The organism is Terriglobus saanensis SP1PR4, from assembly GCF_000179915.2.
GTDB lineage: Bacteria > Acidobacteriota > Terriglobia > Terriglobales > Acidobacteriaceae > Terriglobus > Terriglobus saanensis.
Window position 1 is genome coordinate 4,768,796 of sequence record NC_014963.1, and the last position, 21,176, is coordinate 4,789,971.

Genomic DNA, 21,176 nt, shown 5'->3' on the forward strand with positions numbered 1-21,176 from the left:
TATCCCCCGGCGTCGCGATCTTCATCGCGCGATACAGAGAATTTTTATCGAAGTTTGGGATCCTATTGGGGTAATGAGTGATCCCACCTGGCCTAGGGATGAATATGACGCTTATATCGGAGAGATATCTGATCTTTTAGCGGACGGAGCCTCTCACAACGAAATTGTGGCGTATCTGTTTCAAGTCGTCGACAAGCGTATGGGAATGAGCCCCCCGGTAACGCCGGACGATATGAATCCGACGGCAGAGGCGCTTCTTCAGCTAGTTCGCACACAAGAGGTACGATAAAGTACCTCCAGAGGTCTTTCCATGGCGAAGATCAAACTCTCCGAAGACGTTCAACCCCTCACGACCTTCCGTAACAATTCCGCAGCGATGCTCCAGAAGATGAAGCGTTCCGGACAATCACTCGTTCTTACGGTGAACGGCAAGCCAGAGGCCGTGATGCACTCTGTCGAAGAGTACGAGCGGTTGATGGATCTAGCAGCTGCAGCAGACTTCCATGAAGGAATCCGCCAGGCGGAGGACGATATCCGTCACGGCAGAACCTATCCCGCAAAAGAAGTCTTTGAAGAGCTGAGAGCCAAGCGGAAACGTGCAAGTTGAACTCACAGCCAGAGCGCGCCGAGACCTCTTCGCCATCCATAGCTACGTTGGCGCGGAGACATCCACTGCGGCAGAAAAATGGTTCGACGGACTTCAAGAGGCGATTCTCGGCATGGACCAACTTTCCGCACGAGGAACAGTAACGCCGGAAGATCCTCGGTTTCGCCAAGTCCTCTTTGGTAGAAAGCCTCACACCTACCGCATCATCTATCGCATCGAGGCGAAGAATAAAATAGTTCGTATCATGCAGATTCGACACGGCGCGCGCGATCGCTTTCAGCTCCGGAAAGTCAACTCATGAAAACCTTCCGCGCTCGTCTGCTTCGTTTCCTGGTGTTTGCTGGAACGGCTTCACTTACGCTTCACTCACAATCCAACGAATCCAAGCCCGACCTCACCCTCCACGGCACCGTCACCCGCGCGGACTTCATGCACTACCGCGAACTTCCCTTCACCGTCCCCGCAGGCGTCACGCGCCTCTCCGCCGAACTCTCCTATACGGACAAAGATAAGCGAACCAGCATCGATCTCGGCCTGCTCGACAACGAACGCTTTCGCGGCTGGAGTGGCGGCAACAAGAGCTTCTTCACCCTCTCCGATACCGACGCAACGCCCAGCTACCTCCCCGGCTCCATCCGTCCCGGAACGTGGAAGATCCTGCTCGGCATTCCCAGCATTCGCCCGGGTATTACCAGTCATTACGAGGTAAAGATCTGGTTTGGGCATGCAACGGACGCAACAGCCGTCTCCACCTTCAGCCGCGAACCTCTCCGCGCGGGTCCGGCCTGGTATCGCGGCGACCTGCATATGCACGATGCCCACTCGGACGGCAGCTGCACCTCGCAGTCGGGCAAAAAGATCCCCTGCCCGCTCTACCGCACCGTCGAAGCGGCTGCCGCGCGCGGGCTCGACTTCATCGCCATCACCGACCACAACACCACCGCGCATTTCGACGACCTGCGCGAGTTGCAACCGGCCTTCGATCAGCTGCTCCTCATTCCCGGGCGTGAGATCACGACCTTCCTCGGTCACGCTAACGTCTTCGGCACGACCGCTCCCATCGACTTCCGCCTCACGGACACCGTTCCGAACTTCAACGCTCTGCTCGATCAGGTCCAGCAGCTCCACGGTCTCCTCTCCATCAACCACCCCGCACAACCAAGCGGCGAATCCTGCATGGGCTGTGGTTGGACCGCGCCCAACACCGACTGGAGCCGCATCCGCGTCCTCGAAGCCGTGAACGGCGGCATCACCTCCGGTCCACTTGCGGGCATTCCCTTCTGGCAGACGAAGCTGAACGCGGGATTTCGTATCGTGGGCATCGCGGGCAGCGACAACCACAACAGCTCTGCTTCGCCCGAACACGCCACCTCCATCGGCTATCCCACCACCGTCGTCTACGCGGAGAACCTCTCAGAGCGCGCCATCCTCGACGGCATTCGCGCGGGCCACGTTTTTATCGACATCCAGGGAACGAAGAGGCGCGGCATGGAGTGGAGCGCCACCGCTGACGTGGAACACGTAGCCACTGCGGCGCAGATGGGCGACCTCCTCGGAGCTACCACCGGGCACCAGGTGCGCTTCACGCTGAAGCTGCATCACGTCAAGGGGGCTTCCCCCGTGATCCTCTGCGATGGCAAAGCCGTGGATTGGCTTCCCACGAAGCCTGCGGAAGACGAAGAGGACGAGCGGGGCGGAACGTGGCAGAGCGATGGCGAGCCCCACTGGGTGCGTGTGGACGTTCGCGGACCCGACGGTTCGCTCTGGCTGATGGGCAATCCGATCTATTTCAACCCGCGCTAGGACCTCTACCGGAAAGACGAGACGGTTCCTCGTCCGATAGAATCTCCTTCACGCGTATTTTACGAACGAGGTTGATTCATGGCATCGCAGATGGCAAATATTCCCGCTCTTAAAGAACTTCAGGGCCAGATCCAGACACGCATGAACAAGACGGTGGACGACTTCCGCGCCAGCCTGGTGGGCGTTCGCACCGGCCGCGCCAGCGTCCACATGCTGGACGCCATCCGTGTGGACTACTACGGCAGCGAGATGCCGGTGAACCAGCTTGCAACGGTGAGTACACCCGAAGCGACCCTCATCGTCGTCTCCCCCTTCGACCCCACCGTCGTTCCCATGATCGAAAAGGCCATCCGCAACTCGGGCCAGGGCTTCAACCCGATGCACGATGGCAAGGTGATCCGCATCCCCATTCCTCCCATGACGGAAGAGCGCCGCAAGGAAGCCGTAAAGCAGCTCGCCAGCGTTCTGGAAGACCACAAGACCTCGATCCGCAACATCCGCCGCGATGGCAACGACACCATCAAGAAGGCCACCAAGGACAAGCTCATCTCCGCCGACGACGAAAAGCGCGCGATGGAAGAGACCCAGGCCATGACGGACACGGAGATCAAGCGCGTCGAAGATCTATTCAAAGCCAAGGAAAAAGAAGTTCTCTCGCTGTAACTATTCTCCCCATAACAAAAAGAGAGGCCCCACAAAAGCGGGGCCTCTCTTTTGCGCCTAGAGAAGTTTTAGGAAATCCTCAACCGACATGCCAGCATTCCGTATCAGGGCGCGCAGAGTGCCCACGGACAGTTCTTTATGTTGAGGGACCGACAGATTTGCGCGTTGGCCCTCTTTGGTCAAGACCAGATGGCTTCCGACTTGGCCACGAGAAAACCATCCCGCACGTATAAACGCGGCGGCAGCTTCACGTCCGGAGATATTCGAAAGAGTTCCCATACTCGAATCAGACAGCGACCAGCATCTGTCTTTGATCGCTCGGAAGATTCTCCGAGGCCTTCTGATCCTCAGCCCATAGCCACGCAGTAATTGCTTCTTTCGCGTTAGCGAGGGCTTCTTCGTCATCCACGCCCTGCGAAACGCATCCAGGAAGAGCCGGAACTTCGGCAACAACCCAACCGTCTTCTGCCTTCGAAAGCACAACATGGAAGAGCATGGAGATCCCCTGCCTATGATTCTACTTTGCTTCTAAGTCGTGTGATCCAGAATGATCTTCCATCCGGCATCCGTCTTTTCCAGCACCAGCGAAAACGCACCTTCCGCCGAGCCGCCAAACTTCTTCGCACGCTCCAGGTGGAAGGTGCCCGTGATGATCGCGTAGCTGCCGTCCAGAATCTTCGGGTCGAGATCGCTGAAGGTCAGCTGCCCCATCGTCTCCCGCGTCGGATAACTCTTGTGATAATTCGTCAGCATGGCTTCGTAGCCGCGTACGAAGTTGCTGCCCATGAACAGAATATCGGGGGCATGTTTGTATCCTGTCGCGAAGGCGTCGAGGTCGCCGCGGTTCCAGTCGCGCTCCTGCTGCAGAAGGACTTTCAGGATGTCCAGCTCCGGCTGCGTCATCATCCGGAGCTGTTCGGGACGTTTGTCCTGCGCAGAAATCGGCGCTGCCACCATGAATACAAAGACAAAAGCGAAGACGAGCCTGCGAAAAATCTGCATGAATTGCTCCTGGGATACGCCGTAGAATGCAGGATATGCCCACAGCGGAAGCGGCATCCACCACAATCGTGAAACGCGCCACTTGTTCGCTCGACTGCCCGGACTCCTGCGGCATTCTCGCGACCGTGGACACCGCAAGCGGCCGCGTGGTGAAGATCGGCGGAGACCCGGCCCATCCCGTGACGCGCGGCTTCCTTTGTGGCAAGGTCGCCAAGTACCTCGACCGCGTCTACTCTCCCGACCGCCTGCTCTATCCCATGCGCCGCCGCGCTGACGCTGCCAAAGGCTCGCTCTCGCATGGGCACGAGGCGGAGGCCTTCGAGCGCATCTCCTGGGACGAGGCGCTCGACACCATCGCAAAGAATCTCCAGCGCGTCACCGACCAATACGGCCCGGAATCTGTTCTTCCGTATTCCTACGCCGGGACGATCGGCAAACTCGGTTACGGCTCCATGGATCGCCGTTTCTTTCATCGCATGGGAGCTTCGCAGCTCGACCGCACCATCTGCGCCTCTGCCGGCACCGAAGCCCTGAACCTGGTCTACGGCACGCGTCTCATCACGCCGCCGCAGGACTTCGCCCATGCGAGGCTGATCCTCGCCTGGGGCGCGAACATCCACGGCAACAACATCCATCTCTGGCCTTTCATCGAAGAGGCCCGCCGCAACGGCGCGCGCCTCATCGTGATCGACCCTTACGCCACACGCACGGCAAAGCTTGCCGACTGGCACATCCCCATCCGGCCCGGCACAGACGTCGCGCTCGCCCTGGGCATGATGCACGTCATCCTTCGCGGAAGCCTGGAGAACACGGCCTACCTTGAAGCCTGCACCCACGGCTTTGAAGCGCTCTGCGAGCGCGCTCTCTCCGCCACCTACACGCCCGACAACGTCGCACGTATCACCGGCATGTCTACGGACGACATCGTTAAACTGGCGCGCGAGTACGCCACCACAAAGCCCGCCGTGATCCGCATGAACTACGGCGTGCAGCGCAGCGAAAACGGCGGCACCGCCGCGCGCACCATCGCGATGCTTCCTCTGCTGACGGGGGCGTGGCAGCATCGCGGGGGCGGCTTCGCCCTCTCCAGTTCGGGCGCCTTCGGCTTCAACGGCGCACGCCTGGAGATGCCGGAACTGATGCGCGCCAGTCCCCTCCGGCGCGATGCCCGCGTGGTGAACATGAGTCAGCTCGGCCACGCGCTCACGGAGTTGAACGAGCCGAGAATCCACGCGATGTTCGTCTATAACTCCAACCCGGCTGTTATCGCCCCAAACCAGAGCGATGTCCTGCGCGGCCTGCGGCGCGACGATCTCTTCACCGTCGTCCACGATCAGACCTTCACAGACACCGCCGATTATGCGGACATCCTTCTGCCCGCGCCCAGCTTCCTCGAACAGAGTGACGTGCAGGGATCCTACGGCCACTACTTTGTGCAACTCTCCGAACGCGCCATGGCCCCGCTCGGCGAAGCGCGCTCTAACGTACAGGTCTTCGGCGAGCTTGCCCAGCGCATGGGCTTTGCCGAGCCGTGCTTCCGCGAAACCGCAGACGAGCTCATCGCCCAAGCCCTCGACACCAAACACCCCTGGATGCAGGGCATCACGCGCGACCGTCTACGCGCCGAAGGGCCGATCGAACTGATCTTCCCGCGCAACGCGAACGGCGAATATCTTCCCTTCAGCGACGCGAGCTGGTTCCGAACACCCAGCGGACGCGGCGAGTTCTACTCCGAAACCCTCGCTCAGCGCGGCATGGATCCCCTTCCAGGATGGATCCCAAATCGGGAGTCGCGCCACGGCAACCACGGCACCGCTTATCCACTGGAGCTTCTCGCCCGCAAAGCCGACAACTGGATGAACTCCACCTTCGCGGACATTCCAACGCACCGCAGGTTGGAGGCGGCCCACCTTGGCAAACTGGAGATACACCCGGACGATGCCGCGGAACGCGGTATCGTCGCGGGCGCGGTCGTCACCGTAGCCAATGATCGCGGCACGTTGCGCCTGCTTGCGGAGATCGGCCCCACGGTTCCGCCCGGCGTCGTCGCTACGCGTATGGGATGGAACAAGCTCTCCGCGGACGGCCATGGCGTCAACCTGCTCACCAGTGAAAGGCTCACGGACTTTGGCGGCGGGCCTACCTTCTATTCCACGATGGTCGAGGTGGGGGTGGAAGTTGCCGTAGCCGTCGAACTTGCTCAGATTTCCGCTTTGTCAGGTAGCGCGGAAGATACGTTCTTTCAACCCGCATCCGCAGATGCACCGGATAAGGTGCATACTCCGGCTCTGCCGCTCGTTTAAGCCTCGTCCCTCCCATATAATCAAGCTCTCCGGAACAGTTGGTTCGCGGGCAGATTTCAGGCAGTGAAGGTGTTCGTATTCTTACCGTGAAACAGGAGGGCGTCAGCTCTCTGAAGCATGTGCAAATGATTCTGCGGTCTCCTGGAAGCCAATTCGGCAGATGGTTCCGTCCCGTAGCTGCGGCAGCATTTCTTTCTGCTGCTGTAGCTCCCGCGACCTATGCTCAGGCCACCACCGGACAGACGTTCTGCCAGCCCCAGGTCGTCGGTAACCGCCGCATTCCGAAGGAATCCGTCATTGCGCGCCTCTTTGAGCGCCAGGGCGATGCCTACGACCCCTCCATCGTCGAACGCGATTTCAACTCGCTTTGGAATACGACGTACTTCGAAGACGTCCGCATCGAGAAGGTGGAAACGCCTTCCTGCGTGCAGATGGTGATCTACGTTCACGAGAAGCCGACGATTCGCGAAGTCAACTACAAGGGCCTCAACGCCGTGACGCAGTCCGACGTTTTGGACCGCTTCAAGAAGGCAAAGATCGGCTCCCTCGTCGAAAGTCAGCTTGACTTCACCAAAATCAAGCGCGCGGAAGTTGCCCTGAAGGGACTTCTCGCCGAGCACGGCCACCAGTTCTCGACCGTCCGCACGGAAGTCAAGACGATTCCTCCCGCTTCGGTCGCCATCACCTTCTCCATTAAGGAAGGTCCCACGGTTAAGGTCGGCAAGATTGCGTTTGAAGGCAATCACGAGATCAGTAGCCGTACGCTTCGCGCCGCGATGCGCAACTCGCGTCCCATTGGCATCCCGCACTCGATCATCCTGGAAAATCTCTTCTCCCGCACCTTCGACGCGACCAAGCTCGACGAAGATGCAGAGCGCGTCCGCGCTGCCTATGGCGACAAGGGGTACTTCAAGGCGCAGACCGGTGAACCGCAGACGAAGATCCGCGATGCTGGCGGAGTCAACTTCCTGCTCATGCCCTCTCACGGCAAGCGCATCGATATTCTCGTGCCCGTGGAAGAAGGCAAGCGCTATCGCCTGGGCGGCATCAAGTTCCTGAACGCCAAGGACAAGAACGTCAACATCCTGCGCAATCAGTTCCCCATGAAGGACGGCGATTACTTCAATCGCACGGTCTTCGGCAAGGGTCTTGAGAATCTTCGCAAGGCCTACGGCTCGCTCGGCTACATCAACTTTGTCGGTACGCCGCAGCCGCGCTTCGACGAAGCCAAAAACCTGATCTATCTCGATATCGACCTCGACGAAGGCAAGAAGTTCTTCGTCTCGCGTATCGAGTTCTCCGGCAACACGGTCACACGCGATCGCGTCATCCGCCGCGAACTGATGCTCGAAGAAGGACAGCAGTACAACAATCAGTTGTGGGAGCTTTCCATCCTGCGCCTGAACCAGTTGAACTACTTCGAAAACCTCAAGGCCGATCAGGACTCCGAAACACGCACCAATGCCGACGAAGGCACCGTGGATCTTCTCCTCAAACTGAAGGAGAAGGGCAAGAACTCCATCGGGCTCAACGGCGGTATCAGCGGTCTCTCCGGCTCCTTCATCGGCTTGAACTACGAGACCAACAACTTCCTCGGTCTCGGCGAAACGCTCTCGGTCACCGCGAACGTTGGCGATCTCTCGCGCAACCTGACCCTCGGATTCACCGAGCCTTACTTCCGCAACAAGCCCATCTCGCTCGGCTTCCAGGTCTTCGCGACCAAGTACGACTACAACCCCGCAAAGAGCTACGGCGCTACCAGCGGACAGAGCGCCAACCTCACCAACGCACAGCAGAGCCTGCTGACGAACTACAACCAATCCACAACAGGCCTCTCCATCTCGTTGCAATACCCGATCCGCCGGACCTTTAAGCGTCTCGGTGTTTCGTACTCGCTGCAGCGCGCGTCGGTCACAACCTTCAACGACAACACGCGCAATATCTTCGAGACGCTCGCGTTCCGTAGTGGTCTGGCTGGACAGAACCAGCTCAACGGCATCATTACCTCGACGATCACGCCGAGCTTTACGTACTCGTCGATCGATCGTGCCGTTGGCCCACACAGCGGCCGCGATCTTAACGTCGCCGTGCAGATCGCCGGTGCGGGCGGCAACGTCAAGTACTTTTCGCCCGTAGTTTCACTGCGCCAGTACTACCCGATGAAGGGTCTGCGCATCAGCCGCGACGGCCATAACGTCCTCGGTATGCGTGCGCAGCTTGCCCACGTCGAAGGCTTTGGCGGACAGGTCGCACCTCCGTTCAATCGCGTCTACGCCGGTGGCGAAACCGATGTACGCGGATTCGATATCCGCTCTGCATCGCCCTACACCTTCATCCCCACCAAGGTGATGTTCAACCTCACCAACCCCGACGGTTCCACGGTTCCGCGCGATCCCACGAACCCGACCCTGGGCAACGTGCAGGTCCCGCTTCCTGTCTATCGCCTCACCTCGGTCGGTGGTGACACCAGCTTGACAACCAACATCGAGTACCGCATCCCTGTCGGCAACTCGGTGACGTTTGCCTTCTTCGACGACTTCAACCTGACCTTCGACGCGCTCAAGTCGCAGCTGCGACAGAGCGTCCTTGGACAGACACAGATCGATTCGCCTCTGTACGGTTGCCCCGTCTTCGTCAACGGTGCATGCTCCGGCGGAAAGCAGGTCAGCTTCCCGAATCTTCTGCAGACTGCACCGGGCACAAATTACGTTCCGCGTATGTCCATGGGCGCGGAAGTTCAGGTCATCCTCCCGATCGTCAACGCTCCCTTCCGTATCTACTACGCGTACAACCCGCTTCGTCTGTATGAGGACCTGCCACAGAAGCTCGCAGTCGACAACACGACTTTCCGCAGCTTCTTCCCAAACACCGGCGCGGGTCTCTACAGCTACAACCAGGCGCTCCAGTTCTACGGTGCGAACTACCAGTTGCGCGAACCGCGAAAGACGCTTCGCCTGACCGTAAGCACTACCTTCTAGAAAACACCAACAAGCAAATAGAAAGGGCAACCGGAATCCGGTTGCCCTTTCTATTTGCCTAACCTTAAACCCTCTCTGTACCCCATTCTTCGCGGCTTCATCGCGAAAGGGTGGGGTCGCGCGGAGCGCACAAACAGATTCCAAAGGATTACCAAAAAACGGGTGCCGAAGCGCATCGTTCGCTCGAAGAGCGACCCTGAAAAAGCAGATCCCTTCGCTTCGCTACGGGATGACAAAAGTTAGATCCGAGGAGAGGACAAAGTTGAGGTACTGGATGACAAAAGTAGAATGATCGCGAACCCTAATAGCCTCTGGGATACATCCGCGACATACGATCATGCCAGCCCAAACCGTCATCATCCAGGCAGGCCCAGAGGAATCCGATCCCTACAGGGCAAGCCGCCAGCAGCATCGCGAGGATGCGGCGGCGCATCGCCGAGCGGGACGGGTTTTCATCGGAAAAGGTACACAGCGCGATCCGAGCATAGCGCATGCCGGGCGTGGCATCCGAGATCGTAAAGAACAAGCCCTGGTACAGAAGCGTCAGTGCCAGGAGTACGCCCGCGCTTCCCATCAAGGCAATCTTTCCTCCCGGCAACTCCGGCGAGACATACGCCACCGTTGCGGCAAAGGCGACAAACGCAGCACCGATGCAGCACAGATCGACAGCCGCAGCCATGGTGCGCAGCTGCAGACTGGCGGTCTGCGGAGGCAGAACGAACGAAAGCTGTGCGGCCAGCGAAGCCGGGGCATAGGGCTCCGTGCTGGCATCCAGCCGGATCGAACTCCACTCCGGAAGTGCATTTGCAACAGGAGGCTGCGGCGAAAGCATCTCCGGCTCCACCTCAAAGATGCGGAGCTGAGACTTGTCCGGTGCCGCACTCGCTTCTTCGCGCAGCGGACCTTCCGCCAGACGCGGACGGGCCTTCCGCGCAGCAACGAGCTGACGCGGAAACTCGATCAGATTGGCCGGGATCGCCACAGCAGGTTCCGCAGGAAGAGAAGACTCCAACTCTGCCCGGATGGAAAAGGCAGGAGGAGCGGCGACCATCGTCTTTTCGATCGCAGTATTTTGGGTAACGGGGCCAGCGATCTTTTCAGAGGCTTTTTCCGAGACCAGAGGCTCCGCCGCAATGGCAGCCGCCTGTAGGACCGTCTCCTCGGTTGCGGTCGGATCTATGGCCACTTCCTGCAGAAGCTCTGTGACGCTTTCGACCGGAGTCGCTACCACCATCTCCACCGAAGCTTCCACCAGCACCGGCTGCGGAGCGGCTCCAGCTTCGACCAAATGTGGATTCGCCGCATTCGCAGCCGCGATGCGTGCATTCCAGTTGGCAATCTCTTCCATCAACTCGCGCTGGGCGGTGGCGATAGCTTCCGCATTGCGACGGGCGATCTCTGCCGCCGCTTCAGCCTGCTGGATCTCCATCTCAGCCTTGCGCGTGGCTGCTTCCGCCTCTGCCGCCAGGAAGTCGCGGTAGGAGACTGTCTGCGAAAATCTTGCCGCTACGGCAGCCGCAACAGGGTGCGACTTTTCACTCTCGGAGGGTAAAGCCTGCGGAATCAGGTCCTGGCCGCGCCGCCGGCGATGCTGGGCCAGACGCTCCGCGACCTGCTGTTTCAGCAGAGGCGCGGATTCAGGCTCAAACGGCTCAAGAGGAAGTGTACTGACGCTGCTCAAAATGATTCCCGCTTTCGCAAATGTTGTAGCCTCAAACTGTGGCTCAGAAGATGTCTCCGAACCTGCCGGCGAATGCGAGAAAAACGATGCGCACTTCGCTTTCGGCGGCCTGCATTTCAACCTGTATTTCCTTGTGTATCACGCTGGGATGGCTGCACGTGCCTGTCATCTGCGCACAAGAGGTAACGACCTCGACACCTGCCACCGGGAATAGCGTGTCCGAGGCCTCGCTACCTGACGATCCGTCCACCTCGCGTTTCCCTGTGGCTACGCCGCTGCCCAGCACTGCGGGGCAAAAAGTCATCATGGAATCGACCACGCAGACCAAAACAGGCGCCCTCTTTACGCTCGACGGCGACGTCTCCATTACGACCGAAACCTATCTGATCCGCGCGGACAAGATCACCTACGACTCGGACACGGGCGACGTCACCGCCGAAGGACATCTCCGCGTCACCGGCGGCCCGTCGCAGCAGACCATCTCCGCGAGCCATGGCAACTTCAATCTCCACACGGAGACCGGCCGCTTTTACGATGTCATCGGCTCCATCGGGATCCGCACTGGCAGAAAGTCCACGGTCTATACCGTAGGCAATCCCTTCATCTTCACCGGGCGTCTTGTCGTGAAGACAGGGCCTGAGAGCTTCCAGATCTTCGACGGCACCGTCACCTCCTGCCAGCTTCCGAACCCCGACTGGCGTCTCTCCTCCGCCAAGTTCATTGTGGAGAACGGACGCGCCACCGCCCGCAATACCTTCTTCCGCCTGCTGAATGTTCCCGTGCTTTATCTCCCCTACGTGACGCATCCGGTCGAAGCCGAGCAACGCCAGAGCGGCTTCATGGTGCCGGTCTTCGGGCAATCGTCTTCCAAAGGCTTCATTCTTGGCGAAGAGTTCTTCCTCGTCATTAACCGCTCCATGGATCTCACCGTCGGAGCGGAGTACTTCTCCCGTCGCGGCTTCGCGCAGTCCGCGACCTTCCATTACAAGGGACCGGGGCTCGACTTTCTCACCGCGCACTACTCTGGCCTGCTTGATCGCGGCTACACCCCAACGGGTGGCGTCTATACCAACCAGGGCGGCGAAGACTTTACCGTGAGCGGGCGCAAAGACGTTACCGAACACACGCGCGCGGCCGTGGATATGGAGTACCTCAGCAGCTATATCTATCGCGAGGCCTTCACGGACAATTTCAACCAGGCCGTCGCCTCCGACATCAGTTCGTTCGCCTATGCCGTCCATGAGAAGAACGGCGTGATCGCAGGTCTTTACCTGGATCGCTACCAAGGGCTCAAACGTGTCGCAAGCACTACGCAGACCCAACAGGAGGTGCGCATCTTCCATGTGCCCTCCGTGGATCTCGATCTGATGGAACGCCGCATCGGCGCTTCGAAGCTGATCTTCAGCGCGGAGAACTCCGTCGCGACGCTCAAACGCGTGCAGAGCAACTTCACCTCGGACATCAGCGAACGCATTGACGTTCATCCGAAGCTCTCCCTGCCCCTGGCCGCCTTCGGTTGGGACTTCCGCCCTTCCATCGGCGTGCGTGACACCTTCTACTCCCACTCGCGGACACCTGCGCCTATTCCGGGCGCGACCCCCGTGGAACTCTCTACCTCCACCAACCGTGCCCTCTTCGAAGCCGAAGCGGAGGTACGTGCGCCCGTGCTGGAACGGACCTTTGATACATCGGGATTTCTACAGCGCTTCCTGGGCAGCAGCGTGAAGCACACCATCGAACCGACGCTGAAGTACCGCTTCGCCACCGGAGTCAACGATTTCTCCTCCATTCTCCGTTTCGACGTAAAAGATGTCGTCGCCGACACGAACGAAGTGGAGTACGGCATTACCCAGCGGCTCTTCCTGCGTCCGACGAAAAGTCACGCCTGCGGCGTCGGCGAAACACCTCCCGAGCCGGGCACAGAGTGTGGCGGCACGCGTGAGGGCTTCCGCTGGCGTATCGCGCAGAAGCGTTTCTTCAATGAAAACTTCGGTGGCGTCGTTCCAGAGCCGACCTACGTCACACCGGTGGGGCAGGCTGCGCAACCCATCATTCGTCGCTACGTTCTGGACTCCACACTCGATTACTCCGGCGTCGCCTTCCTCACCGAACCGCGCGGACTCTCGCCGATCCTCTCGGAGATGCAGCTCTCCGCAACCGAACACCTGGATATTGAGTGGGACATGAACTATGACACCCACGCTGGAAAATTCACGCAGTCCAATACGTTCGTGAACTACCACTCCGGCAACTACTTCGGCGGCATCTCGCACGCTCGCCTAAATGCTCCGGGACGCTTCACCACGGGTACGGACACCAGCGGCAGCGGCGAAAACTGCACCGCGACCACCACCTGCACCTCTCCCTATTCCAACTTCTCCCAGCTCCGTCTTCTGGTCGGCTACGGCACTCCGACAAAACAGGGACTGTCGCTCGCGGCGAACGTCGGTCTGGACCTTCCGCATCCCCTCATCACCGCCGCCACCACCTCCCCCATCGGCAACACGGCGACCGCTGTGCAGTACGCCACGATCCAGACGGGCTACAACTGGAACTGCTGCGGTTTCGCCCTCGAATACCGCAAGTTCGAACTCGGCCCCGTCCGGAACGAGAATGTCTACCGCTTCAACTTCACCCTCGCCAACATCGGCTCCGCCGGCAACCTGCGTCGCGCCGAACGCCTCTTTTAGCAACGATCGCCGTACCAGCCCGCAAGCCCTGTCCGCCAGGTTCCAATCCGCCGTGCCTACGCAACTCGGCAGGTTCCCCAACCCAATTCCAGAGCCCCTCGTTCCGTAGCAAATCCAGCATTGGTGCGATAATCAGGGTTGTGCAAAAGCGTTTTCAACCCCTGCTCCGCCGCGTCTCTGTCGCCGTTCTGGCCCTCGCGGCAACCTCTTCGATCGCGACCCTCGGCTGCCATGCGCAGAGCCCCAGGCCGCTCACACCGGAGACGGCCCGGCGCATCGTCATCCTCATCCGGCAGAAGGCCAGCGTTCCCTTCAACGTCGACGTGCAGGTCGTGGATCGCAAGACCAGTACCTTCCCCGGCTATGACGAGGTCACGGTGAACTTCCTTTCGCAGGGCCAGCCTTCGCATCCGTTGAAGTTCCTGCTCTCGCAGGACAACAAGACCATCGCACAGTTCAACACCTTCGATATCTCCAAAGACCCGAGCACACTCATTGCGGAAGACGGTCGCCCCGCGCGCGGCGGTCCGCCCTCTGCGCCCGTACATATCGTCGTCTTTGACGATCTGGAATGCCCGTTCTGCCAGAAGATGCATGCGCAGCTCTTTCCCGCGATCCTAGCGCGCTACAAAGATCAGGTCCGCATCATCTACAAAGACTTTCCGCTCTCGCAGCACCCGTGGGCGATTCACGCTGCTGTAGATGCCGCCTGCCTCGGCACACAGAACGCACCCGCCTATTGGGACTACGTCGATGGTGTGCATGCGCGTCTCGCCGAGATCGGTCATGACACCAACGCGAACACGGACAAATCCGCTCCCGACACCGCGGAGAAGGCCCTTGCTCGCGCCGACACCGATCTCGACCACCTCGGCATGGACATCGCGAAGGCACACAAGGTGGATGACAAGAGCTTCAACGCGTGCATGCTGAAGCAGGATACGACCGCCGTGACCGCCTCTCTGAAAGAAGCCGAAGCCATCGGCGTTGACGGTGCACCGGCCCTCTTCATCAATGGATTTCGTATCAGCGGCGCCATCCCCATTGAGTATGTCTGGAAAGCCATCGACGAGGCGCTTGTAGCCCAGGGTAAAACGCCTCCACCCGCCGTCCCGCTTCCCCAGGCGCCCTCGGGTCAGTAAACAATTTCGCACACAGCATCAAGGAAGAAGCTCATGACTCCCATGCATCCTAAGAACATTTTCCGCTCCGCAGGCTCGCTCCTCATCGCGGGAACACTCTCCCTCGCTCTCACCGGTTGCCACCCAACCCATGGGGCAGACGTTGTAGCCAGCGTGAACGGCAAAGCCATTCCTCGTGCCGACCTGGACCGCTTCTACCAGAGCCAGATGGCGCAGAACCAGAACCAGCAGCCGGTCAACGAAGATCAGGCCGACAGCGCGCGCCTCACCATCCTGCGCTCGCTCATCGACGAAGAGATCATCCAGCAGCGCGCCGCGAAGATGAACCTCACCGCCTCCAACGAAGATGTGGACGCGAAGGTCACGGAAATGAAGGCGCCCTACACCGAGGAGCAGTTCAACGAGCGCCTGAAGGCCTCCAATCACACCCTCGATGATATGAAGCGCGAGATCCGCCGCTCGCTCACCTTCGACAAGCTCCTGAACAAGGAGATCAACTCGAAGATCAACATTACCGATGGAGACGTAAGCAGCTACTACGCCGCGCACAAGAGCGAGTACAACCTGATGGAGACGCAGTACCATCTCGGCCAAGTACTCGTGACCAGCTTTCCTTCGCCGCAGGCGGTCAACCTGCAGAGCAGCAAGGCCACCAATGATGCGGAAGCCAAGAAGAAGATCCAGACCCTCAAGAACCGCATCGACAGCGGCGAAGACTTCAGCGCCATCGCCATGAACTTCTCTGAGAACCCGCAGACCGCGCAGAACGGCGGCGATATGGGCTTCATCTCGGAGTCGCAACTGCACACGGACATCCTGTCTTACACTGCGGTCACGAAGCTGAAGGCAGGCCAGGTGACCGACATCCTTCCCGTCTTCGATCAGCCCGCAAGCCCCTCGAAGAAAGTTGTCGGCTATGTCATCCTGAAGCTCATCTCGCGCGATGCCGCCGGACAGCGTCTTCTCACCGATCCCGCTGTGCAGCAGAACATCCGTCAGCAGCTCCATGACGCCCGCTCCACGCTGCTGAAGAACGCTTACTTCGAGATGCTCCGCAACCAGTCGAAGGTAGAGAACTACTTTGCCGAAGAAGTTTTCAAAAAGGGCGCAAAGTAACTCGACTTATTCATTGGCCGCAATCACTTTCGGTCCGTCCTTCTTCGGGGCATTTGGATCGGAGGTGGTTGCGGTCTTTCCAAGACTGCTGTCTGAGTCGCTGCCTCCCAGCGTGGACAGCGTGTTGATGAACTTATTCCCCACGAAATAGGCCACAAATCCGATTGTCAGAGCACCCCACCAGTCGTTGACCGACACTTTGACAGGGAAGTGCGTATCCGACAGGCGCGAGGCCACAATCGTGACCACTCCGCCCAGCACAGCAGCCAGGAATGCATTGCGAACCAGAGATAATCCGGCCAGCCACTTCTTCGACGCGGGCAACGGTGGTGCAGGTTTTTCCCCAGGCGGCGTCACTGGACCTTCGAAAACGAGAATGAAGGCGTCCCAGTCCTGGCCCGGCTTCAGAGCGACGACCCAATAGGCAATGAACGCTCCGATCATCGCGGCGAAGAGCGTCGTCAACTGCGAGAGACCGACATGCAGCGTCTTCGTCTCGGAGAAGCGATGCGCAGGAATCGCTCCAGCCGTCGCCCGGCTCAGTAGATCGCTTACGAGAGAATCGTGCGCGAGAGAAGAAGCAGCCGCTTCAGTCTTTGTTGCAGCGGCTGCTGGAGTAACTTCCGGTGTACTTGCGGCACTCGGAGGTGTGGCAGTAGGAGGTGGTGCTTGCAATGCATACGCATTCCCCTCCACCGTAAAGGCATAATCTCCCGGAACAAACCCAAGCGAGCTGTACCAGCGGGGCGGCAACTCACACCTGCTGCTGTAGGACCGTGGGTTCTTTTTGGAAGCCGGCTCAAGATCCCAGAACGCAAGATAGTGCTCCCCGCGTTCAATCAGCAACGGATTGTCCCAATGATTCTTTCCCGCAGGGTCCACCACTTTCTGCTTTTCCGCAGAGGCTGGCGACTCCGTGGGAAAGATGGCGGGTTCCCAGTTCACGCAGGCGCTGGGCTGAGACGCTTCGGGTAGAACCACGAGCGTCGTCTGATTGGGAAAGATCATGACGGGAAACGCAGAGATGTTTTCCAGGTCCGCATAAACCCCATACGATCCTGTCGGGACCACTTCGTTGCGCGATGGGTAGATCGTGACCTTGATGAGTTCTGAGAGCGTCGTAGGCGCACTTAGGGACGCGACGGTTGGCACAGGACCTTCAGCCGACTTACGGACCACCGTGGAAGGACGCACTTGAGCAAGAAGCGTCGACACCCAAAAAACGGGAATCGCAAAAAGGAGCAGCCTGGGTTTCATCGTGCCATCCTTGCTCTGTATTCTCAGGAACACAAGTCAGATAGGGGCCCAAAGGTGAGCAGAATTCTATACCCACGATGTAACCCCGACACCGCTCTATTTATTCCTGATAAGTGAAGAATTGAGAGGGTGGCCGAAAGCCCTCATCAAACAATTCATCCACCGAGACTAAAGTTCACCGTCACCGTCGTCTCCACCTCCGTCGGTTCGCCGTTCAGCAGATAAGGCCGATACCGCCATGACCGCACAGCCTCCACCGCGGCTGCACGCAACATCTCCGGCCCGGAGACGATGGTCAGTCCTTCAATCGTTCCTGCCTTCGAGATACTGGCATGCAGCACCACCACACCGGACACATGCGCCGCTCGCGCAATCGCCGGATAACTCGGTACTGTCTTCGTAAGAATCTGCCCAGCCATCACGCCGCTCGAAACACTTTGCCGCCCCGGCTTCACCGCTGCCTTCACGATCGGAAGCGGAGTCGCCGCAATGCTCAAAGCAAGCGGAACCCCCACAGGTCCACTCGACAACGTGGGATTCATCGCCACAGTATTCTCCATCGGCGGAGGAGCATCGTCCTTCACCATCGTGATCTTCGTCGGAGTCGTAGGCACAACGAAAGGATTGCTTGCCGCCACAGCATGAACAGCCTTGACCACCTGCGCCACCTTAGGGACAGCAGCACGCGGAGGAACAGGAACCGTTAGCTTCGCCATCACCACGCTGCGCGGCAGGGCCTCCGGATACAACAAGGGGAAGAGGATCACAATGGCCATCACAATGGCCTGAAACGAAAACGTCGCGACCATCCAGTAACGCGACGACGTCCGTACTCTCCCCGCCGACTCCACCAACGCCTCTTCAAACATCACAACCCCGAATCTGCGAGAGACGAAGCTATGAGTAAAGACACCGGCGTTGTATCCCTTTGTTCCTAGGTCCACGGCAAATCGGTGAGAATCAAGATATTTGGCAAAGGAATAAAAAGCATAACGCGCACGAGGTATTAGAATTTGGATCCATGTCCCTTAAGAGAGATTCTCCTCGCGAAGTTGTCGATGATATAGATATTTTGGAGAAACAGGCGGACCGCTGGGGGCAATCTCACGTTGTACTGAAGAAAGAATGGAATCTCGCAGCGTGGCATGGTCTTACCGCTTGCGCAAGAGCGCTAGAACTTGACGTCCCATTGGGTCGCCGTGGCGGTTCTTCTCATCAGACTAGCGCCATGAATTTGAGTCACGCGGGGTATCAAATTTATCATGCTGCTCTTAGACATGGACACAAACAAGCGGCGCCCCAGAGGAGGATGCGCTGGTCTCTTTCAGAGGTTGAATCTAAACAGCTTGTTCTGGCGGGCTTCTCTTACTCGCTTTGCTGGGCTGATTTTCCCGCTTGGCACTCTAACTTGTATAACCTTGTCTCGCACACAAGCTCCTCCATCACCTTTGCAGCAGCAACTTCAGAGCATAGTCAGCGAGTAATGGCGTACGAGAAAGGGATTCGGCCATTCGGAGATCGCGGCGAATTTGGAAAGCAAATCGCGGCGGAAGACACAGGCAAAGCTTTCTCAAATGCACTAGCCAAGGTTTCTTCGGAGATGCGAGCAGCCGGCACCAAGGGATTCGTAGAGCCGCCTCTTCATGAATTGCATGACTCTCTTTTCCCTATATATCTAGCGAAAATTGGAGAGCTTTTTCGAAGAGCTGAAAATATTGCCCTTGGCGGATACTCGATGGGCGAGTTCAGGAGATTTCAGGCCGCGCTCCTATGCATTGCTGGAACGAGAGAGCACCTCTGCTATGTATGGTCACAGAAAACCGGGAAAATCCCTTGCAATAATCTGCTTCTATTAATGACTCTCGACAAGTGGACGACAGAAATCTGTCGCCTTTCGGCACTTTCGAGCGATCTTGTCGCGCAGATTATTGATGGTTTGACCCTCGGACAAGAGGAAGTCCCTAACCGCGATTTAAACGTTTACCCCTTTATCCCCCTGAACAGCAAAGGCGATTTGCTCGCTGTCGTACCCGGAATAGTGATGACCAGCAATATTGAAGAAAGTATTTTACGTAATCGGGCATATCGGAATAAGCGCTTTTTTGACGCTGCAACTTCCGTCAAAGAGGACGAGACTCGAATAGAACTTCAGCGTGAGCTTTCTCATATGCACATCTACGGGCCGCTGAAGCTGTCAAACGGAATGCCAGATATTGATGTCATATTTGAAGACCCTAAATCGAATGCACTGTTGGTAGCAGAGCTGAAGTGGTTGCAGATGCCTGGAAGTTTACCTGCACGAGCCGAGCGAAACAGAGAGATTGAAAAGGGAGTTAGACAGGTTCGCTTTATTCGCGATTTCCTGAACACACATCCTGACTATCTGCTGAAACAAGGAAAGCTTGAACGATCCCTAAATATCTACGACTCGGTTAGCTTCTGCGTCCTGTGCCGGGATTACATCGGAGATATTGCATCAGGAGATGTACCGATATTTAGCTACATAGCGTTCAAGAATTTTCTGAAAAACGGAGAGTCGCTACCCGCCGCAATAGCGCATATGAAGAGTGACGCGTGGTTGCCGTCTCAAGGACGAGACTTCACATACGGCTTATACACGCACAATTCCAACGGCGTGATGATTAGCACCGAAGTCTTGAAGACTACGTACGCGAATGAATTGAATCTCTTAGAGAATACATAGGTCGGCCGCTATTCTCGAAGCTGCCGTAGAATCCAGCCATGCGCCTTCTTCCCGCTCTCTGCCTCGCACTCACCCTGCCCGCAGCCGCACAGGATATCCGCCGCCTTGACGGCTCACACCTTTCCAAGGCGGAAGCGGATACCTTTGCCCGCAAGACTCTCACCGATGCACACGTTACCGGCGCGCAGATCACCGTTCTCGACCGCGGCAGGCCTGTCTGGAGCGCCTCTTACGGCCTGCGCCGCCGCGATCCGGACACGCCCATGGACCGCAACTCCATCACCTGGGCCGCGTCGATTACCAAGAGCGTCTTCGCCACCTACGTCATGCAGCTGGTCGAACGCGGCGAGTTCAATCTCGACCTTCCCATCGCGAAGCAGCTACCCAAGCCCCTGAATACGTATGAGCCCTACCGCTCCTCCGCCTCGGAGATTGTGAACGATGCGGCCTGGCCACTCGTGACGCCGCGCATGTTGCTCGCCCACATCTCCGGTCTGGCGAACTTTGCCAGCCTGGAGCCCGACAAGAAGATGCATCTGCACTACAAGCCAGGGTCGCAGTTTCTCTACTCTGGTGAAGGCATCAATCTGGTGCAGTTCGTCATCGAACAGCGGAAGCAGAAGCCGCTCGACGAACTGATGCAGCAGGCCATCTTCACGCCGCTCCACATGGACCACACCGGCCTCGTCTATCGCAAGGAGTTCGGCGTGGACGCAGCCGATCGCTTCGACGCCAGCGGGAAGTTCATCGCGAAGACGCGTCGCTTTCCCGCGCGCGCTGCTGGCTCCATGACCACCAGCGCGGACGATCTCGCTCTCTTCGCCTCCGCCCTCTTCAGTGGCAAGCTGCTGAAACCTGCCACCATGCGGGCGATGCTCACTCCGGTAAAGCAGATCCCTACGTTGCATCAGTTTCCGCTCGCACTGGCAGAGTCGCCGGGGGCCGAGGCCAAGGCAATCGGTCTTGCGTATGGTGTCGGCTGGGGATTGCTCACCCACACGTCCTTCGGTCCGGCCTTCTTCAAAGAGGGGCACGGCGATGGCGCGCAGAACTACATGATCTGCTTCACCAAACGCCAGACCTGCATGATCCTTCTGACGAACAGCGACAACGGCGAAAGCACCTTCCGTCCGCTGCTGGAGCACATCCTGGGGGACACGGTCACGCCATGGGAGTGGGAGGGCTACACGCCGTCCTACATCGCAGCAAGCCGCAAGTCACAGTAGCTGT

General features: G+C 58.5%; 17 protein-coding genes. 11 read left to right on the forward strand and 6 right to left on the reverse strand.

From position 1 onward, the window contains the following. Positions 1 to 310 precede the first annotated feature (310 nt). The 4 genes from ACIPR4_RS19865 to frr all read left to right on the forward strand — a co-directional run bounded on the left by ACIPR4_RS19865 (position 311) and on the right by frr (position 3,073). Positions 311 to 607, forward strand: coding sequence for a type II toxin-antitoxin system Phd/YefM family antitoxin (locus ACIPR4_RS19865; protein ID WP_013570459.1), 297 nt, complete (start codon positions 311 to 313; stop codon positions 605 to 607). After that, positions 597 to 908, forward strand: coding sequence for a type II toxin-antitoxin system RelE/ParE family toxin (locus ACIPR4_RS23585; RefSeq protein WP_041586215.1), 312 nt, complete (start codon positions 597 to 599; stop codon positions 906 to 908). Before ACIPR4_RS19865 ends, ACIPR4_RS23585 begins: the two co-directional genes overlap by 11 nt. Further along, positions 905 to 2,410, forward strand: a complete 1,506-nt coding sequence (locus ACIPR4_RS19875) for a CehA/McbA family metallohydrolase (RefSeq protein ID WP_013570461.1) — start codon at positions 905 to 907, stop codon at positions 2,408 to 2,410. The genes ACIPR4_RS23585 and ACIPR4_RS19875 overlap by 4 nt, the downstream gene beginning before the upstream one ends. A 78-nt stretch (positions 2,411 to 2,488) precedes the next feature. Further along, the gene (gene frr / locus ACIPR4_RS19880) at positions 2,489 to 3,073 is read left to right on the forward strand and encodes a ribosome recycling factor (RefSeq protein ID WP_013570462.1); all 585 of its coding nucleotides are present in this window, start codon (positions 2,489 to 2,491) and stop codon (positions 3,071 to 3,073) included. A 57-nt stretch (positions 3,074 to 3,130) separates the two neighbouring features. On the opposite strand, the gene ACIPR4_RS23590 is transcribed toward frr, so the two are convergent. From ACIPR4_RS23590 to ACIPR4_RS19895, 3 genes are read right to left on the reverse strand one after another with little or no spacing between them, the layout of a single operon-like run. Further along, a complete protein-coding gene (locus ACIPR4_RS23590; protein WP_013570463.1) occupies positions 3,131 to 3,352 on the reverse strand; it encodes a type II toxin-antitoxin system HicA family toxin in 222 nt (73 codons plus the stop codon). A gap of 7 nt (positions 3,353 to 3,359) precedes the next feature. Further along, positions 3,360 to 3,569: a type II toxin-antitoxin system HicB family antitoxin gene (locus ACIPR4_RS19890; RefSeq protein WP_013570464.1), complete on the reverse strand. Its 210-nt coding sequence runs from the start codon at positions 3,567 to 3,569 to the stop codon at positions 3,360 to 3,362. Positions 3,570 to 3,601: 32 nt separating this feature from the next. Further along, positions 3,602 to 4,075, reverse strand: coding sequence for a YybH family protein (locus ACIPR4_RS19895; RefSeq protein ID WP_013570465.1), 474 nt, complete (start codon positions 4,073 to 4,075; stop codon positions 3,602 to 3,604). Positions 4,076 to 4,110: 35 nt separating this feature from the next. On the opposite strand from ACIPR4_RS19895, the gene ACIPR4_RS19900 reads away from it, so the two are divergent. Both ACIPR4_RS19900 and bamA read left to right on the forward strand, forming a co-directional pair. Further along, on the forward strand, positions 4,111 to 6,378 hold the full coding sequence (locus ACIPR4_RS19900) for a molybdopterin-containing oxidoreductase family protein (RefSeq protein WP_144312498.1): 2,268 nt from the start codon (positions 4,111 to 4,113) through the stop codon (positions 6,376 to 6,378). 125 nt (positions 6,379 to 6,503) lie between these two features. Continuing rightward, positions 6,504 to 9,356: an outer membrane protein assembly factor BamA gene (bamA, locus tag ACIPR4_RS19905; RefSeq protein WP_144312499.1), complete on the forward strand. Its 2,853-nt coding sequence runs from the start codon at positions 6,504 to 6,506 to the stop codon at positions 9,354 to 9,356. 301 nt (positions 9,357 to 9,657) lie between these two features. Here the strand turns inward: bamA and ACIPR4_RS19910 are convergent, their stop codons facing one another. Then, complete coding sequence (locus tag ACIPR4_RS19910; RefSeq protein WP_013570468.1) at positions 9,658 to 11,037, reverse strand: RDD family protein; 1,380 nt, start codon at positions 11,035 to 11,037, stop codon at positions 9,658 to 9,660. Between the two features lie 86 nt (positions 11,038 to 11,123). Between ACIPR4_RS19910 and ACIPR4_RS19915 the strand changes: the two genes are divergently transcribed. The 3 genes from ACIPR4_RS19915 to ACIPR4_RS19925 all read left to right on the forward strand — a co-directional run bounded on the left by ACIPR4_RS19915 (position 11,124) and on the right by ACIPR4_RS19925 (position 15,985). After that, entirely contained in the window at positions 11,124 to 13,727 is a 2,604-nt protein-coding gene (locus ACIPR4_RS19915; protein ID WP_013570469.1) for an LPS-assembly protein LptD, read from the forward strand. Positions 13,728 to 13,867: 140 nt separating this feature from the next. Further along, positions 13,868 to 14,869, forward strand: a complete 1,002-nt coding sequence (locus ACIPR4_RS19920; RefSeq protein WP_013570470.1) for a DsbA family protein — start codon at positions 13,868 to 13,870, stop codon at positions 14,867 to 14,869. A gap of 33 nt (positions 14,870 to 14,902) precedes the next feature. Then, positions 14,903 to 15,985 carry a SurA N-terminal domain-containing protein gene (locus tag ACIPR4_RS19925; RefSeq protein ID WP_013570471.1) on the forward strand — a complete coding sequence of 361 codons (1,083 nt, stop codon included), beginning with the start codon at positions 14,903 to 14,905 and terminating at the stop codon, positions 15,983 to 15,985. A gap of 6 nt (positions 15,986 to 15,991) precedes the next feature. Here ACIPR4_RS19925 and ACIPR4_RS19930 read toward each other — a convergent pair whose 3' ends face one another. Continuing rightward, a complete protein-coding gene (locus ACIPR4_RS19930; RefSeq protein WP_013570472.1) occupies positions 15,992 to 17,242 on the reverse strand; it encodes a hypothetical protein in 1,251 nt (416 codons plus the stop codon). A gap of 155 nt (positions 17,243 to 17,397) precedes the next feature. Further along, positions 17,398 to 18,186, reverse strand: coding sequence for an energy transducer TonB (locus tag ACIPR4_RS19935; RefSeq protein ID WP_013570473.1), 789 nt, complete (start codon positions 18,184 to 18,186; stop codon positions 17,398 to 17,400). Between the two features lie 77 nt (positions 18,187 to 18,263). Here ACIPR4_RS19935 and ACIPR4_RS19940 point away from each other — a divergent pair, with 77 nt between their 5' ends. Together ACIPR4_RS19940 and ACIPR4_RS19945 are read left to right on the forward strand one after the other, a co-directional pair. Next, entirely contained in the window at positions 18,264 to 19,946 is a 1,683-nt protein-coding gene (locus tag ACIPR4_RS19940; RefSeq protein ID WP_144312500.1) for a hypothetical protein, read from the forward strand. A 38-nt stretch (positions 19,947 to 19,984) separates the two neighbouring features. Then, the gene (locus tag ACIPR4_RS19945) at positions 19,985 to 21,172 is read left to right on the forward strand and encodes a serine hydrolase domain-containing protein (protein ID WP_013570475.1); all 1,188 of its coding nucleotides are present in this window, start codon (positions 19,985 to 19,987) and stop codon (positions 21,170 to 21,172) included. Positions 21,173 to 21,176: the final 4 nt, after the last annotated feature.